This window comes from Pseudomonas sp. C9-3 (genome assembly GCF_032392015.1).
Taxonomy (GTDB): domain Bacteria; phylum Pseudomonadota; class Gammaproteobacteria; order Pseudomonadales; family Pseudomonadaceae; genus Pseudomonas; species Pseudomonas nitroreducens.
Map to the genome: position 1 here is coordinate 6,140,442 of NZ_CP135919.1, position 13,017 is coordinate 6,153,458.

Annotated in this window: 13 protein-coding genes; 1 reads left to right on the plus strand and 12 read right to left on the minus strand. The window is 65.1% G+C overall.

Features of this window, described 5'->3' with window-relative positions; translation table 11 throughout:
- Positions 1-30 precede the first annotated feature (30 nt).
- The 5 genes from RS899_RS28135 to RS899_RS28155 all read right to left on the minus strand — a co-directional run bounded on the left by RS899_RS28135 (position 31) and on the right by RS899_RS28155 (position 5,718).
- Positions 31-1,047, minus strand: a complete 1,017-nt coding sequence (locus tag RS899_RS28135; protein ID WP_315808587.1) for a DUF3445 domain-containing protein — start codon at positions 1,045-1,047, stop codon at positions 31-33.
- Between the two features lie 14 nt (positions 1,048-1,061).
- Positions 1,062-2,030 (minus strand): PDR/VanB family oxidoreductase, encoded by a 969-nt coding sequence (locus RS899_RS28140; RefSeq protein WP_315808588.1) that lies wholly within the window; start codon positions 2,028-2,030, stop codon positions 1,062-1,064.
- Entirely contained in the window at positions 2,027-2,626 is a 600-nt protein-coding gene (locus tag RS899_RS28145) for a dimethylamine monooxygenase subunit DmmA family protein (protein ID WP_024767257.1), read from the minus strand. Before RS899_RS28145 ends, RS899_RS28140 begins: the two co-directional genes overlap by 4 nt.
- A gap of 523 nt (positions 2,627-3,149) precedes the next feature.
- A complete protein-coding gene (locus RS899_RS28150) occupies positions 3,150-4,586 on the minus strand; it encodes a sigma-54 interaction domain-containing protein (protein ID WP_315808589.1) in 1,437 nt (478 codons plus the stop codon).
- A 10-nt stretch (positions 4,587-4,596) separates the two neighbouring features.
- A complete protein-coding gene (locus RS899_RS28155; protein WP_315808590.1) occupies positions 4,597-5,718 on the minus strand; it encodes a PAS domain-containing protein in 1,122 nt (373 codons plus the stop codon).
- Between the two features lie 357 nt (positions 5,719-6,075).
- Here RS899_RS28155 and RS899_RS28160 point away from each other — a divergent pair, with 357 nt between their 5' ends.
- A complete protein-coding gene (locus RS899_RS28160) occupies positions 6,076-6,438 on the plus strand; it encodes a PilZ domain-containing protein (protein WP_054909495.1) in 363 nt (120 codons plus the stop codon).
- A 226-nt stretch (positions 6,439-6,664) separates the two neighbouring features.
- Here the strand turns inward: RS899_RS28160 and RS899_RS28165 are convergent, their stop codons facing one another.
- From RS899_RS28165 to RS899_RS28195, 7 genes are read right to left on the minus strand one after another with little or no spacing between them, the layout of a single operon-like run.
- Positions 6,665-8,761 carry a flagellar biosynthesis protein FlhA gene (locus tag RS899_RS28165; RefSeq protein WP_315808591.1) on the minus strand — a complete coding sequence of 699 codons (2,097 nt, stop codon included), beginning with the start codon at positions 8,759-8,761 and terminating at the stop codon, positions 6,665-6,667.
- A gap of 2 nt (positions 8,762-8,763) precedes the next feature.
- Positions 8,764-9,897 carry a flagellar biosynthesis protein FlhB gene (gene flhB / locus RS899_RS28170; RefSeq protein WP_315808592.1) on the minus strand — a complete coding sequence of 378 codons (1,134 nt, stop codon included), beginning with the start codon at positions 9,895-9,897 and terminating at the stop codon, positions 8,764-8,766.
- Positions 9,890-10,690, minus strand: a complete 801-nt coding sequence (gene fliR, locus RS899_RS28175; protein WP_315808593.1) for a flagellar biosynthetic protein FliR — start codon at positions 10,688-10,690, stop codon at positions 9,890-9,892. The genes flhB and fliR overlap by 8 nt, the downstream gene beginning before the upstream one ends.
- 4 nt (positions 10,691-10,694) lie before the next feature.
- On the minus strand, positions 10,695-10,967 hold the full coding sequence (locus RS899_RS28180) for a flagellar biosynthetic protein FliQ (RefSeq protein WP_045213351.1): 273 nt from the start codon (positions 10,965-10,967) through the stop codon (positions 10,695-10,697).
- 19 nt (positions 10,968-10,986) lie between these two features.
- Positions 10,987-11,757: a flagellar type III secretion system pore protein FliP gene (gene fliP / locus RS899_RS28185; RefSeq protein ID WP_054909537.1), complete on the minus strand. Its 771-nt coding sequence runs from the start codon at positions 11,755-11,757 to the stop codon at positions 10,987-10,989.
- Positions 11,757-12,128 (minus strand): FliM/FliN family flagellar motor switch protein, encoded by a 372-nt coding sequence (locus RS899_RS28190; protein WP_315808594.1) that lies wholly within the window; start codon positions 12,126-12,128, stop codon positions 11,757-11,759. The genes fliP and RS899_RS28190 overlap by 1 nt, the downstream gene beginning before the upstream one ends.
- Positions 12,125-12,964: a FliM/FliN family flagellar motor switch protein gene (locus RS899_RS28195; RefSeq protein WP_065086103.1), complete on the minus strand. Its 840-nt coding sequence runs from the start codon at positions 12,962-12,964 to the stop codon at positions 12,125-12,127. The genes RS899_RS28190 and RS899_RS28195 overlap by 4 nt, the downstream gene beginning before the upstream one ends.
- Between the last annotated feature and the right edge of the window lie 53 nt (positions 12,965-13,017).

Here is a 13,017-nt window from a genome sequence, read left to right on the forward strand (position 1 = left end):
GGTTGGTTTTTTATGTGTGCGAAGCGACGATCACTGGCCGTCGTCGTACTTCGAGAGCCACTCCACGGCCTGCTGGTGGTAGCGGGTGAAGCCCTTGTAGTCGACGAGCTGCTGGTCGAGGGACTTGAGCACGCGGTGCATGCGCTTGGCCCACGCCGGGTTGGTGGCGATATCTTCCAGGCTCAGCAGGTAGGTGCGGATCGGGAACACGATGGCGTTGCTGCGCGGCAGACGGTGCAGCGGCTGCAGTTCGATGCGCAAGTAGACCTTCTGACCGGCGTTCTCGGCGGTCACCGTGGTGCGGTCCGGCGCCCACTCGGGCAGGGACTCGGCGGAGACGTCCAGGCGCGGGTTGACGGTCAGCGACCAGTTCAGGCGGCGTACCGGGTGGCCGTTGCGCAGGCGCAGGAGGAACTTCAGCGCGCGGTCGAGCATGCCGGTTTCCTTCACCAGCGGCACCGGGCCGTGGAACTCGTGCCAGGCCATGCCCAGGTTGAAGCGCAGCGAGTAGTCGGCGCGCTGGGTGGCGATGCCCGCGCCCCAGTACAGGGTGCCGTCGCGTTCTTCCTGCAATACCCAGTCGCCCTGGGCCTGGCGGGTGACGTACTCCATCGGCTCGTAGGGCAGGGTCGCCGGATCACCGAAGGTGAAGGTGTCGTCGATGTTCAGCAGCTTGTTGGTCCAGTGCCAGCGGGTGCCGTCCTTCTCCAGGGAGAAGTACTCCGGGTAGTCCTTGGCATAGGCCTCCATGATCAGCTCGAGCAGGTCCCACTGCGCCTCCATCATGTGCGGCGCGGAGACGTAGTGCATGCCCGGGTCCTTCTCCAGGGTGATCGCGCGGTCACGGCATTCGCTGATGTAGTGCTCGTCGATGTCGAACACCGCGCGGAAGGCGTCGTTGCCCACCGAGACGTGCGGCTCCAGGTTCATCGAGTACATGTACTCGTCGTCCGGGAAGGGCCAGGGCGCGCGGTCGATGCAGGCCTGGCTGTTCGCGTAGGTGTAGTCGTCGCGGTAGGTTTCGTCGGGGTGGAATTGGATGGTCATGGTCGTTCTCCGGCTCAGCAGTCGATGACCAGCCGCGAGCACTTGGCACGCGACACACAGGGCATGATTTTCTTGTTGGCGGCCTTGTCCTCGTCGGACAGCCAGTCGTCGGTGTGGAGGATTTCGCCATCCAGTTCGAGGACGTTGGTCTCGCACATGCCGCAGGCGCCGCCGCGGCACAGGTACGGGATGTCGTGGCCGGCGGCCTCGGCGGCCTCCAGCAGGCTCTGGTCGGGCGACACTTGGATGCTCGCGCCGCTGCGCGCCAGGGTGACCTGGAACGCCTCGCCGACGCTGCCCTGTTCGAGGAAGCGCTCGTAGTGGATGTGGCTGTCGGTCCAGCCGTGGGCGTGGGCGGCATCGATGGTTGCCTGGATCATGCCCTCGGGGCCGCAGACGTAGACGTCGCTGCCCAGTGGCCGGTCGGCCAGCACCGCCGAAATGTCCAGGCGCTCGCCCCGCTCGTCGCGGTACAGGCGCACGGCATCGCCGTATTCCTGCAGCAGTTCTTCACCCAGGCGCGCATGGGCGTCGCCGCGCACCGCCAGGTGCACTTCGAAGGGCGTGCCGCGCAGGCGCAGCTCGGCCAGTTGCGAGCACACCGGGGTGATGCCTACGCCGCCGGCGATGAACAGGTGCAGGCGCGCATGCTTGCTCAGCGGGAACAGGTTCACCGGGCGGAGGATTTCCAGCTCGTCGCCTTCCTGCACCACGTCATGCATGTGTTTCGAGCCGCCACGGCCTTCTTCCACGCGGCGCACGGCGATCTGGTAGGCGCTGGCGTCGTAGGGCGAACTCATCAGCGAGTAGGCGTTGCGGTAGGTGCCGGCCGCGTGGGGCATCAGCACCACGACGTTGCTGCCGCCGGAGAATGGGGTCAGGTGCGCGCCGTCGGTGGAGGCCAGGGTGAAGCGCTTGATCTCCGGGGTCACCTGCTCGATACGGGTGACGCGGACATTCAGGGTTCCGTTGGACTGGCTCATGTGTCGAGCTCCTCGGCTTCCGGCAGTTCGCCGGGGACTTCGGCGTCAGCCTTCACGGCCTGGAAGGCGGCGAGGCGGCGGGAGTAGTGGTCGCGGACCACCAGGGTGCGGGCGCAGTGCGGGCAGTCGAAGACGCGCTGGGTGACGTTCTCGGTGTAGCCGTCGCAGTGCACGCACCAGACGCGACGGACGAAGGAGCCGGCGTGCTCGCGCAGCACTTCGTCCTTGTTCAGGTTGATCGCGTCGGCGGCCTGCATGGCGGTGCCGATGAAGCTCTCGGAGCCGGCCAGGTACAGACGGGTACCCATGCGCGACTGGCCCAGCAGGGCGTGCAGGTCATCGACCAGCGCGCGGTTGCTCGGGTAGATCGAAAGCTCGACGTCAGTGATGTCGCGCAGTGCGGCGAGGTGATCCTGGCCGGAGAAGGATTCGCTGGAATACAGCACGCGGATGGGTGCGGTGCGCGGCATTTCGGCGAGCAGACGGAGCATGGCGCTGCCGCCGCTGCCCTGGCCGGCGATGATGTGGTGGTTGCCGCCGGCGAGCGGGCGCAACTGGTCGTAGACCGGCCGGCTCTTGATACCTGTGATGAGCATTATTCTTGTGCCTCCAGAACTGCCGGCTCTCTCGGTCAGGAGCGCCAGCGCGATTCGAGGACCCGCGCACGGTCACGGGTCGAAGGAGACAGGGCACAGACTGTGCCAAATAGTTAAGTAATTGAAATTTAAAGGAAAAGTAAAAATACGAAATCAGAGGTGTAAGCAGAAATGACAACGGCTGTAGGCAGGGATGCAGCGGTGGATTGTCGCAGGGGGCATTTGTGCTGGATACGTAAAAGCCGCGTGACCGGGTAGTCCCGCGGATGCATGGATGGTGGGCTTTTGCAGGAGAGAAGGGAGCGCTTAGTCCTTGTTCGCGAACCTTGTCGTACCTCGGCGCCTGCGGCTGCCCTCACCCCAGCCCTCTCCCAGAGGGAGAGGGGGCCGTCTGGAGCGCTCTGAAAGCTGGGGGTAGCCGGCGAGCTCGTTAGGTGAAGCTCGCGCCGATCAGTCCCCTCTCCCTCTGGGAGAGGGTTAGGGTGAGGGGCTTTGGGACAAGGCGCGCTATGTCAGGCGGCGCTCAGTCGTCGCGCTGCAACTTGCGGATCAGCGTGCCGACGTCGATGCCCAGGTGGATCGCCGCCTTGCGCTTGCTGCCGCACAGGCGCACTGCGCGCAGGATCACCTGGCGCTCGTAGCGCTGCACCTGGGCCTTGAGCGGCTGGTCGTCGATGGCTGCAACCGGTTCGTCGAGCGCGACGGGGCTGCCGGCTGGCGGCGCGCCGAGCAGTTCCGGCGGCAGGTGCAATTCATCGGCGACATCGTCGGCCAGCACCGCCAGGCGTTCGAAGATGTTCACCAGCTCACGAATGTTGCCGGGGTAGTCGTAGCCCAGCAGGCGTTCGCGGCATGCCGAGGACAACCGCAGCGGCGGCTGGCGGTCGCGGTTGATCCGCGCCAGGAGGATGTCCATCAGCACCGGCAGGTCGTCGCGGTGGGCGCGCAGCGGCGGGATTTCCACCGGCAGCACGGCCAGGCGGTAGTAGAGGTCGGCGCGGAATTCGCCGGCCGCGACCTGGGCGCGCAGGTCCTTGTTGGTGGCGGCGATCACCTGCACCTGGACCTGTTTCGACAGCGGTGAACCTACCGGCTGGATGGTGCCGTCTTCCAGGAACTTGAGCAGCTTGGCCTGTACCTGCAGCGGAATCTCGCCGATCTCGTCGAGGAACAGCGTGCCGCCCGAGGCGCTCTCGATATAGCCGCGCTTGCCCGACTGCAATGCGCCGGTGAAGGCGCCGCGCTCGTAGCCGAACATTTCCGACTCGAACAGGGTTTCCGGGATGCTCGCGCAGTTCACGTCGATGAAGGGCCGGTCGCCCCAGCCGGCGGCGCGGTGGATGTGCCGGGCAATGGCGGTCTTGCCGACGCCGGGCTCGCCGAGCAGCAGCAGGCGCGCGCGGCGGCGGAAGGCGCGCACGCCCATGTCGGCGATGGAAGAGAGCAGCGGCGACATGTGCAGCGCGTTGTCCTGCGGGTCGCCCAGGCCCTGCAGGTCGGTGGTGGAGGCGCGCCCGGAGGGGCTGCGCAGGCTGCCGGCGGTGCCCGGCTCGTATTCGCGCTGGATCAGCAGGTTGTAAGGCTTCTCGTAGGCACCGGTGGGCACGGCCTGGGCGCGGGTAAGGAACACCCGGCCATCGCGGGAACGGGTCAGTGCACTCTTGCCGCCACGGCGCAGAGCCTGCTGGAAATCGTCGAACTGCAGCGCCGAGCGCTGGAAGAAGTCCACGTCGGGCAGGCCCAGCACATCGACGCGGGTAACGCGGTTGACCCGCTCCGCCGCGAGGTTGATGAAGCGCACCCGCGAGTCACCGTCGCAGACGATCAGCGCCTCGCTGAAGCTGTCGAGCAGGGCATGCAGCGCCGGCGTCTCCAGCAGCGCGGAGAGCATCTCTCCGGACGCGCTGACCGAGGAGCGCATGCCCATCCGTAGCGGCGCGAAGAAGCCTTCTTCGCTCATGCTTCTTTGCTCATGGATGTAGCTCCGTCGCCTTGTTCGCCAAGCGCAGCACGAAGACGCGCCAGGCCACGTCCTCGCGGATGAGGATGCGCGAGCAGTGGCTGTTGAAGGACTGGTAGTTGCCGAACTGGTCCGGCAGGTCGAGCACCTGCCAGGTGCGTTCGGGCAGTGGCATGCGGTTCAGTGTCGAGGCCAGGCCGGCGGCGCGGGTGATGCCGAAGGTCTGCTCGAAGGCCGCGTTGCGCCATTGCGGCTGGGCCGCTTCGTCGATCACCAGCACCGCGTCGGGCACCGCGTCGAACACCCGGCGCAGTGCTTCGATACGCTGCTCGGCGTCGTGCTGCATGCGCAGTTCCTGGCTGACGTCACGCAGGCTGCCCCACATGCGCAGCAGGCGACCGTTGTGGATGCTGGCGCGCACGTCGTTCTCCACGTAAGCCGGCGAGCCGTCATGACGGCGGTCCACCGACAGCGCGCCATCGACGTGGAATTCCGCCTCGATCAGGCGCCGCACGAACTCCTCGTTGGCCGGGCTGCGCGGCCAGTACAGGCGCACTGGCTGTTCGCTGAAATCGACGTCGGCGGGCATCTCGTAGATGTTGGCCATGGCGCGGTTGCACATGCGCCAGTAGGAGCGGTTCTCGAACACCTGGCGGACGATCTCGTCCGGTGTCTCGCGCACATCCACCGACTCGGCGAACTCGATGCACCAGTAGGCCACCCGCGCGCTGAAGAGCATCTGGCTCATCACTTCATTGGCGCTCTGCAGCTCGCCCAGGCGGCGACTGACCGGCCCCAGCGGCATCTTCACCAGGTACAGGCGCGCCGGCTCGCCGTCGCGCCATTGCAGCACGCCGCTGGCGAGCACCGGCAGCAGGCCGCCGTTGTGGCGGATCAGGGTCAACTCGAGGTCCTGCACGCGTTCATCGGCCGGCGGGTTGGCAAACAGCTGCATCAGCGCGTTCAGCGAGTCGGCGGTGTAGATCAGTTCGGCACCCTGGCCGTCCAGCGAGCCCGGCGGGTACCCGAGCTGGTCGGTCTGCTCGGCGGAGACTTCGATGAAGCGTCCCTGGGACGTCAGGCTGTCGGACAGCAACAGGCCTCTGTCCAGCAGCAGTTTTAGCGGGTCCATTTCTCCCTCCAAGGCAGATCTCCAATGCAGATTCCCAACACGACGGTGCGGCCACTCGGCGGCCCGCAGGGAGAGCAAGGCATGTTGCATGCCAGCCTGAAACGCCCTTGCGCCGCGGGGGTGCTCAAGGGGTGTGTGCAAAATCGCAGCACTCCATGCAAGCGTGCAGCGCACGTCTGCAGAATATCCGTTGCATTGCTGCAGCGGCGCGCGCGGCGATGGAAGGCGAGAGGGATCTGCCGCAAATACTGGCCAGTTGATAGCTTTTGAGTTCGTTTGAGCGACTGGCGCTGCTAGGATGCGCGCGCGTTTTTCTTCCCCGTCCGTCCCAGAGCCCGTTCCCTACAAGAGGCCAGCATGCGCAAGCACCGTCGATTGACCTTCCGCCACATCGGCCAGATCAACGTGACCAACCGCCTGAGCGGCGATTCCATGGGGACGGTCCTCGATGTCTCGATGGGTGGGCTGCGGCTGGTGACGGAGGAGCCGCTGGCGCCGGGCAGCTGCTACGACATGCGCCTGGAGATTCCGGTACGTGAGGATCACACCCGTTCGGTGGATATCACGGCGATCTGCCAGTGGTCGAAGAAGGATGCCAAGAACGCGCGCTTCGAGCAGGGGTTCAAGCTGGATCGGCCGAGTGCGGCGTTTACCGAGCTGGTGACGTCGATGTCGGTGAGCTTCAACCGCAGCCTGTTGGGGCGGGCGCGGTTGTCGTGATGGATCTTCGGGAGGGGTAGATCGGCGCTCGGGCGGGCCCTCACCCCAGCCCTCTCCCATTGGGAGAGGGGGCCGATCGGTGTGTTGTGGCTATTCAGGAGTCAGTCGGCGAGCGTGGAAATATCAGCCCGCTCCAGACAGTTCCCTCTCCCATTGGGAGAGGGTTAGGGTGAGGGGAAGACCCCGCGCCGAACGCTCAGAAAAGCACCCGCTCCGCCAGACCACATCACCCCAGCGTCCCCAATATCTGTACCCCCACCCGCTCCGGAATCTCGTTCTGCGACAGCACGTGCAGCCCTGGGCTGAACACCCGCGCATAACGCGCCAGCAGCGGCCGCAGTTGCGGCATCACGGTGAGGATTGGCGGGTGGCCTTCCTTGCGCAGTTTTTCCTTTACCACCGGCATGCTGTGCTGCAGCTGGTTGAGCAGGCTGGGTTCCACCGGGATGTTGTCCAGGCTCACCGGGCCGGCCTGCTGGGCGATGCTCAGGGCGCCGAGCAGGGTGTTCTCCAAGGCGTTCTCCAGGACGAACACGGTCAGCTCCGGGCGGTCGCCGGCGATCGACGAAACGATGCTGCGGCGCAGCGCGTAGCGTACGTCGGAGGCCAGCAGCACCGGGTCCTTGGTGGTCTCACTGCCTTCGAGCAGGGCGCTGGCGATGGTGACGATGTCCTTGAGCGGCACTTCTTCCTGCAGCAGCTGGCGGAACACCCGGTGCTGCTGCGAATAGGTCAGCTGCGCCTTCAGCGATTCGGCGAGCTTGGGCGCCTGCAGGGTCAGGCGCTGCATCAGGTGTTCGACGTCGTCATGCTTGAAGATGTCCGGCAGGTGCTCGCGCACCACCTTGTTCAGGTGCGTGGCGACCACGCTGGCGCAGTCGATCACCTGGTAGCCCAGGTTCAGCGCGCGGGACTTGTCGGCCGGCAGAATCCACACCACCTGCATGCGGTACGCCGGGTCGACGCCGAGGATGCCGTCGATCTCGCCGTACAGCTCCGGCGAGGGAATCGCCATCAGCCGGTCGGCGTGGATTTCCGCGCCGTCGATGCGCTCGCCGTTGATGTGGATGGCGTACTGCGAGGCCTTCAGGCGCAGGCTGTCGCGAATCTGCACTTCCGGGAGAAGGAAGCCGAGGTTCTCCGAGAGCGTCTGGCGCACGCCGCGAATCCGTTGCGGCAGCGGCGCGCCGCTGGCCTCGTTGACCAGGCTGACCAGCTTGTAGCCCAGTGAGATCGACAGCCGCTCCACCAGCGGAATGTCTTCCCAGGCCAGCTGTTGCGCCTTTTCCTGGTCCATCGCGTGCGTCAGCGCCTGGGTCTGCTCCAGCGTCTGCGCCTCGATGGGCGGGCCGGCCAGCGACAGCCGCCAGGCGATGAAGGCCACCAGTGCAGCGAAGGCGAAGAAGGCGGTGTGCGGCATGCCCGGCACCAGACCGAGCACCACGAGGATGCCGGCGACGGTGTACAGCAGCGACGGCGAGGCGAGCATCTGCCGGTGCACCAGGCTGGTGATTTCCGCGGACTCGTTGACCCGCGTGACGATGATCGCCGCAGCGGTGGACAGCAGCAGCGCCGGGATCTGCGCTACCAGGCCGTCGCCGATGGTCAGCAGGGCGTAGCGCTGGAAGGCCGCGCCGGCGGGCAGGTCGTAGACGAACACGCCGATGGCCAGGCCGCCGAACAGGTTGATCAGCAGGATCAGGATGCCGGCAATGGCGTCGCCACGGACGAACTTCGAGGCGCCGTCCATCGCGCCGTAGAAGTCGGCTTCCTTGGCCACTTCCGAGCGGCGGCGCTTGGCTTCGTTCTGGTCGATCAGGCCGGCATTGAGGTCGGCGTCGATGGCCATCTGCTTGCCGGGCAGGGCATCCAGGGTGAAGCGCGCGGTGACCTCGGAGATGCGCTCGCCGCCCTTGGTGATGACCATGAAGTTGATGATCATCAGGATCACGAAGACGATCAGGCCGACGATGAAGTTGCCACCGATCACCACGTGGCCGAAGGCCTCGATCACCTTGCCCGCCGCGCCCGTGCCGGTGTGGCCGTCGAGCAGTACCACGCGGGTGGAGGCGACGTTCAGGGTCAGGCGCAGCAGCGTGGTAACCAGGATCACCGTGGGCAGCAGCGAGAAGTCCAGCGGGCTCTTCGACGACACGCTGACCAGCAGCACCAGGATGGCGACCACTATGTTGAAGGTGAACAGGGCGTCCAGCACCAGCGGCGGCAGCGGCAGGATGATCATCGAGAGGATCGACAGGATGATCAGCGGGATGCCGATGCGGCCGCTCTGGAAGGTCGGCAATAGTGACTGCAGTAGGCGCATGGTCAGACTCTGTTCAGCAGTTCTTCGGGAATGGGGACATTGCGAATCAGCTCCGGCCGTTCACGGCGCCCGGAGCGCCAGGCCTTGAGCTGGAGGATGTAGGTCAGGACGTGGGCGACGGCCTTGTACAGCTGCGCCGGGATCTGCTGGTTCACCTGGGTGGTGGCGTAGATCGCACGAGCCAACGGCGGCAGTTCGAGCACTTCCAGGTCGTGGGCCTTGGCCATCTTGCGGATGTACAGCGCGGTCTCGTCGAGGCCCTTGGCGACCACGTAGGGCGCCTGGGCCTTCTTCGGGTCATAGCGCAGCGCCACGGCGAAGTGCACCGGGTTGACGATCACCACGTCGGCGGTCTTGATCGTCTTGCTGATCTGCCGGTGCACCAGCTGGCGCTGCAACTGGCGGATGCGCGCCTTCACTTCCGGGCGGCCTTCCTGGTTCTTGTGCTCTTCCTTGCGCTCCTGCTTGGTCATGCGCAGCTTCTTCTTGAAGAAGAAGTACTGGATCGGGATGTCGATGACCGAGAACAGGATGAACACCACCAGCAGTGACAGCGTGATGTCGTAGAAGGTGCTGAAAGCCGTGGCGATGGCACTGCGTACATCGCTGCGTTGCAAGGCAAGCAGGCCGGGCAGGGCGCCGTTCAGCTGGTAGAGGGCGACGGCGATCAGCACGGCGATCTTCAGCAGCGACTTGGCCAGCTCCGTCCAGTTCTGCAGCGAGAAGATGCGCCCGAGCCCGGTAATGGGGTTGAGCTTGGACAGCTTGGGCATGAAGTTCTTGCTGGAGAAGATCCAGCCGCCGGGGATCATCGAGAACAGCACCACCAGCAGCGGCGTGACCAGCAGCGGCAGCAACGTGGTGATGAACAGCACCAGGTGGTGGCCGAGCACCAGCGGCAAGTCGTCGAGGCCGATCTCGCTGTTCCTCAGGTCGATGAAGGACAGCGCGAAGCCCTGCTTCAGGCCGTCGTAGAAATGCTCCACGCAGAACTTCAGGGCGACCAGCGTGGCCAGCAGCGAGAGCGTGGTGGAGATGTCCTTGGAGCGGCTGACCTGGCCGTCCTCGCGACTCTTCCGGAGCTTCTGCTGGGAGGCCTCTTCGGTCTTTTCCTGGGCGCTGTGCTGCTCAGCCATGGCGCCCCTTGCGGAAGATCACGCCGATGGCGTCGAGCAGTTGGCGGGTGAGCTTCAGGTAGTTCTCGGGGATGTCCGGCAGGGTCAGCCAGATGCACGCAAGGCCCGCCAGGATCGCCATGGGAAAGCCCAGGGAGAACAGGTTCAGTGCCGGTGAGATGCGGTTCAGCAGGCCGAAGCAGAACTGCACCAGGGTCATGCAGAACACCACCGGCAGGGTGATCAGCACGGCGGCGGCGAACACCCAGGCCAGGCTGCCGGCCACCGACTCCAGCCCCAGGTAATGCAGGCCGCTGCCCACCGGCCAATAGATGAAGCTCTGGTAGAGGATGCTCACCACCAGCAGGTGGCCGTCGATGGAGAGGAACAGGAACACCAGCAGGATGAAGTACAGCTGGTAGAGGATCGAGGACGACGACACGCCGTTCATGGGGTCGTTGTACACCGCCATGCTCAGGCCGAGCTGGGTGGAAATCACGTCGCCCACCAGGGTGAACACGGTGAACACCAGCATCAGCGCCAGGCCCAGCATCAGGCCGAAGGCGATCTGCTCCAGCGCCACCAGCAGGCCCTGGGCGGACAGCGGGTCGATGGCCGGCGGGCGCGGTAGCGCGGCGCCGAGGGCGACGGTCAGCGCCAGGCCGAGGAGAATGCGCAGGCGCATGGGGATCGCCTTGTGGCTGAAGATCGGCGCCAGGGCGAACACCGACATGATCCGGCAGAAGGGCCACCACCAGGCCTGCAGGAGTTGCAGGGTGTCGAACGCCTGCAGAATGGATGCACCTTGCTGCATGGCATCAGCCGACCAGGCGGCCTGCCTGGTGGAACGACTCGATGAACAGTTCGGACAGGGTGCGCAGGATCCAGTGCCCGGCGAACACCAGCATCCCCAGGGTGATCAGCAGGCGCGGCAGGAAGCTGAGCATCTGTTCGTTGATCTGCGTGGCGGCCTGGAAAATGCTCACCAGCAGGCCGCCGATCAGGCTCGGCACGATCAGCACGCAGACGATCAGGGCAGTGATATGCACGGCGTTGGAAACGATATCGACGGCGCTTTCCGGGGTGAGCATGGCGTTCTCCGAAAGGCCGCTAGAACGGCTGCACGCTGCTGGTCAGCGTGCCCATCATCAGGGCCCAGCCGTCCACCAGCACAAAGATCATCAGCTTGAACGGCAGCGAGATCATCATTGGCGAGAGCATCATCATGCCCATCGCCATCAGCACGCTCGCCACCACCAGGTCGATCACCAGGAACGGGATGAAGATCATGAAGCCCAGCTGGAACGCGGTCTTCAGCTCGCTGAGCACGAACGACGGCAGCAGCAGGGAGAAGTCCAGGTCTTCCAGTTTTTCCGGCAGGGTTTCGCCGGCCAGCGAGACCATGGTTTCCAGCGAGGTGCGGTTGGTCTGCGCGAGCATGAAGCGGCTCAGCGTCTGCTTGGCGCGACCGAGGCCGTCTTCCAGGCTGATCTGGTCGGCCTCGAAGGGCTGGTAGGCATTGGCGTAGATGTCCTGCCACACCGGGCGCATCACCAGCAGCGTCATGATCAGGGCGATGCCCACCAGCACGTTGTTCGGCGGGCTCTGCTGCAGGCCGATGGCCTGCCGGAGGATCGCCAGCACGATGACGAAGCGGGTGAAACAGGTCATCAGCATGAGCATCGCCGGGAGGAAGCCCAGCAGCGTCATGACGATGAGGATCTGCAGCTTGACGCTGAAGGCCTGGCCGTCCGCCGTGTCGTGCAGGTTGAACAGCGTGACCTCGCCGCCGGCTGCCTGTGCGTAGAGCGGGCAGAGCGCGGCGATGAGCAGGCCCAGCGTGGCCAGCGATCTGCCTGTCAGGGAGCGGCGCCGCATCATCAGGCAGTCAGGGCGTCGAGGTTGGCGCCGCACAGTTCCAGTACGCGCAGGCCATAGTTGCCGTTCATCACGACCACTTCGGCCTTGGCGAACAGTGCGCCGTTGACCTTAACGTCCAGCGGCTCGCCGGCGAGCTTGTCGAGGATGATCACGCTGTTGGCGTCCACATCCATCAGCTCCTTCAGGGAAATCTCCACCGAGGCGACTTCCAGGGTGACGTTCACCGGAATCTTGCCGAAGAAGCTCAGGTCCTGCTGCGGCAGCGAAGCGCGCACGGGCTCGGCGGGAATATCGACAGCATCCTGGGTCAGGTCGAGGTCGCCATCGTTGATCAGCGACTCGAACTCGGAGTCGGAGAGAGAACCGGTCATGGGTTTTTCACGCTTTCCAGGGAGGAGAGGAAGAGGGTGCCGTCGTCTTCGAAGATGGCGCCGCGGAACAGCTTCTGCTGGTTCACGCGGACCTCGACGCGGTCCAGCGGGCGGATCGTCAGCACATCGCCAGGCTCCAGGCCGAGCACTTGCGAGAGCGGCATCCTGGCGGCGGCGACCACGCAATCCAGGCGCAGCGGCAGGTGCTTGATGTGCTCGACCGGGTTGCCGGTCACTCGCGGCGGTGGCGGGCCGGCGAGGCGGCGGGTCAGTTCGTCCGCTAGCGGGTTGTCCAGGTAGAGGTAGAGCGAGGAACGTTCGCCAGTCAGGTGGCTGACGTAGCTGAACTCGGCCACGTACTCCCACTGCACCTCTTCGTAGGTGGGGTCGATCTGCTGCAGCCGGCCCACCGACTCGCCCATCAGCAGGGCGCGGCCGAACAGGTCGACCACGTCCAGGCCGAGGCGGTCGAGCATGCGTTGCTCGGAGCTGCTGATCGGCGGCGTGTCGCGATTGGCGACCAGGGTGCCGCCGTAGTAACACTCGATGACTTCGGTCAGCAGGGCGCGGTCCATGGCGAAACCGAACTTGCCCAGGGGCGAATCGAAGAGGCATTCCAGTTCACGAGGAAGTTCCTCGTGAATGCGCAGGTTATCCAGTTCGAGATTGATTCGATAATGCCGCAGGAAATAGTCGCTGATGATCCGCGGATACTTTCCGGAGATCTCTTTGATGTACTGCGGAATCTTGTGATAATGCCGGCCGAGTTTCTGCGGTTTCAGTCGGATCAGACTGTCGGCGGGCACGCCATGGTGGACTTTTGATTTGCCAGTCATGCTCAGCGTCGTACTTCCAGGTTCGATCTGCCATCTGCCCAAGGACACGGGAA

Bases quoted from the DNA above. Each gene is read 5' to 3' on its own strand.
- RS899_RS28140 (WP_315808588.1), bottom strand. From the start codon at position 2,030: ATGAGCCAGTCCAACGGAACCCTGAATGTCCGCGTCACCCGTATCGAG.
- RS899_RS28180 (WP_045213351.1), bottom strand. From the start codon at position 10,967: ATGCTCACCCCGGAAAGCGCCGTCGATATCGTTTCCAACGCCGTGCAT.
- fliP (WP_054909537.1), bottom strand. From the start codon at position 11,757: ATGATGCGGCGCCGCTCCCTGACAGGCAGATCGCTGGCCACGCTGGGC.
- RS899_RS28165 (WP_315808591.1), bottom strand. From the start codon at position 8,761: ATGCGCCTACTGCAGTCACTATTGCCGACCTTCCAGAGCGGCCGCATC.
- flhB (WP_315808592.1), bottom strand. From the start codon at position 9,897: ATGGCTGAGCAGCACAGCGCCCAGGAAAAGACCGAAGAGGCCTCCCAG.
- RS899_RS28145 (WP_024767257.1), bottom strand. From the start codon at position 2,626: ATGCTCATCACAGGTATCAAGAGCCGGCCGGTCTACGACCAGTTGCGC.
- RS899_RS28135 (WP_315808587.1), bottom strand. From the start codon at position 1,047: ATGACCATCCAATTCCACCCCGACGAAACCTACCGCGACGACTACACC.
- fliR (WP_315808593.1), bottom strand. From the start codon at position 10,690: ATGCAGCAAGGTGCATCCATTCTGCAGGCGTTCGACACCCTGCAACTC.
- RS899_RS28160 (WP_054909495.1), top strand. From the start codon at position 6,076: ATGCGCAAGCACCGTCGATTGACCTTCCGCCACATCGGCCAGATCAAC.
- RS899_RS28195 (WP_065086103.1), bottom strand. From the start codon at position 12,964: ATGACTGGCAAATCAAAAGTCCACCATGGCGTGCCCGCCGACAGTCTG.
- RS899_RS28155 (WP_315808590.1), bottom strand. From the start codon at position 5,718: ATGGACCCGCTAAAACTGCTGCTGGACAGAGGCCTGTTGCTGTCCGAC.
- RS899_RS28150 (WP_315808589.1), bottom strand. From the start codon at position 4,586: ATGAGCGAAGAAGGCTTCTTCGCGCCGCTACGGATGGGCATGCGCTCC.
- RS899_RS28190 (WP_315808594.1), bottom strand. From the start codon at position 12,128: ATGACCGGTTCTCTCTCCGACTCCGAGTTCGAGTCGCTGATCAACGAT.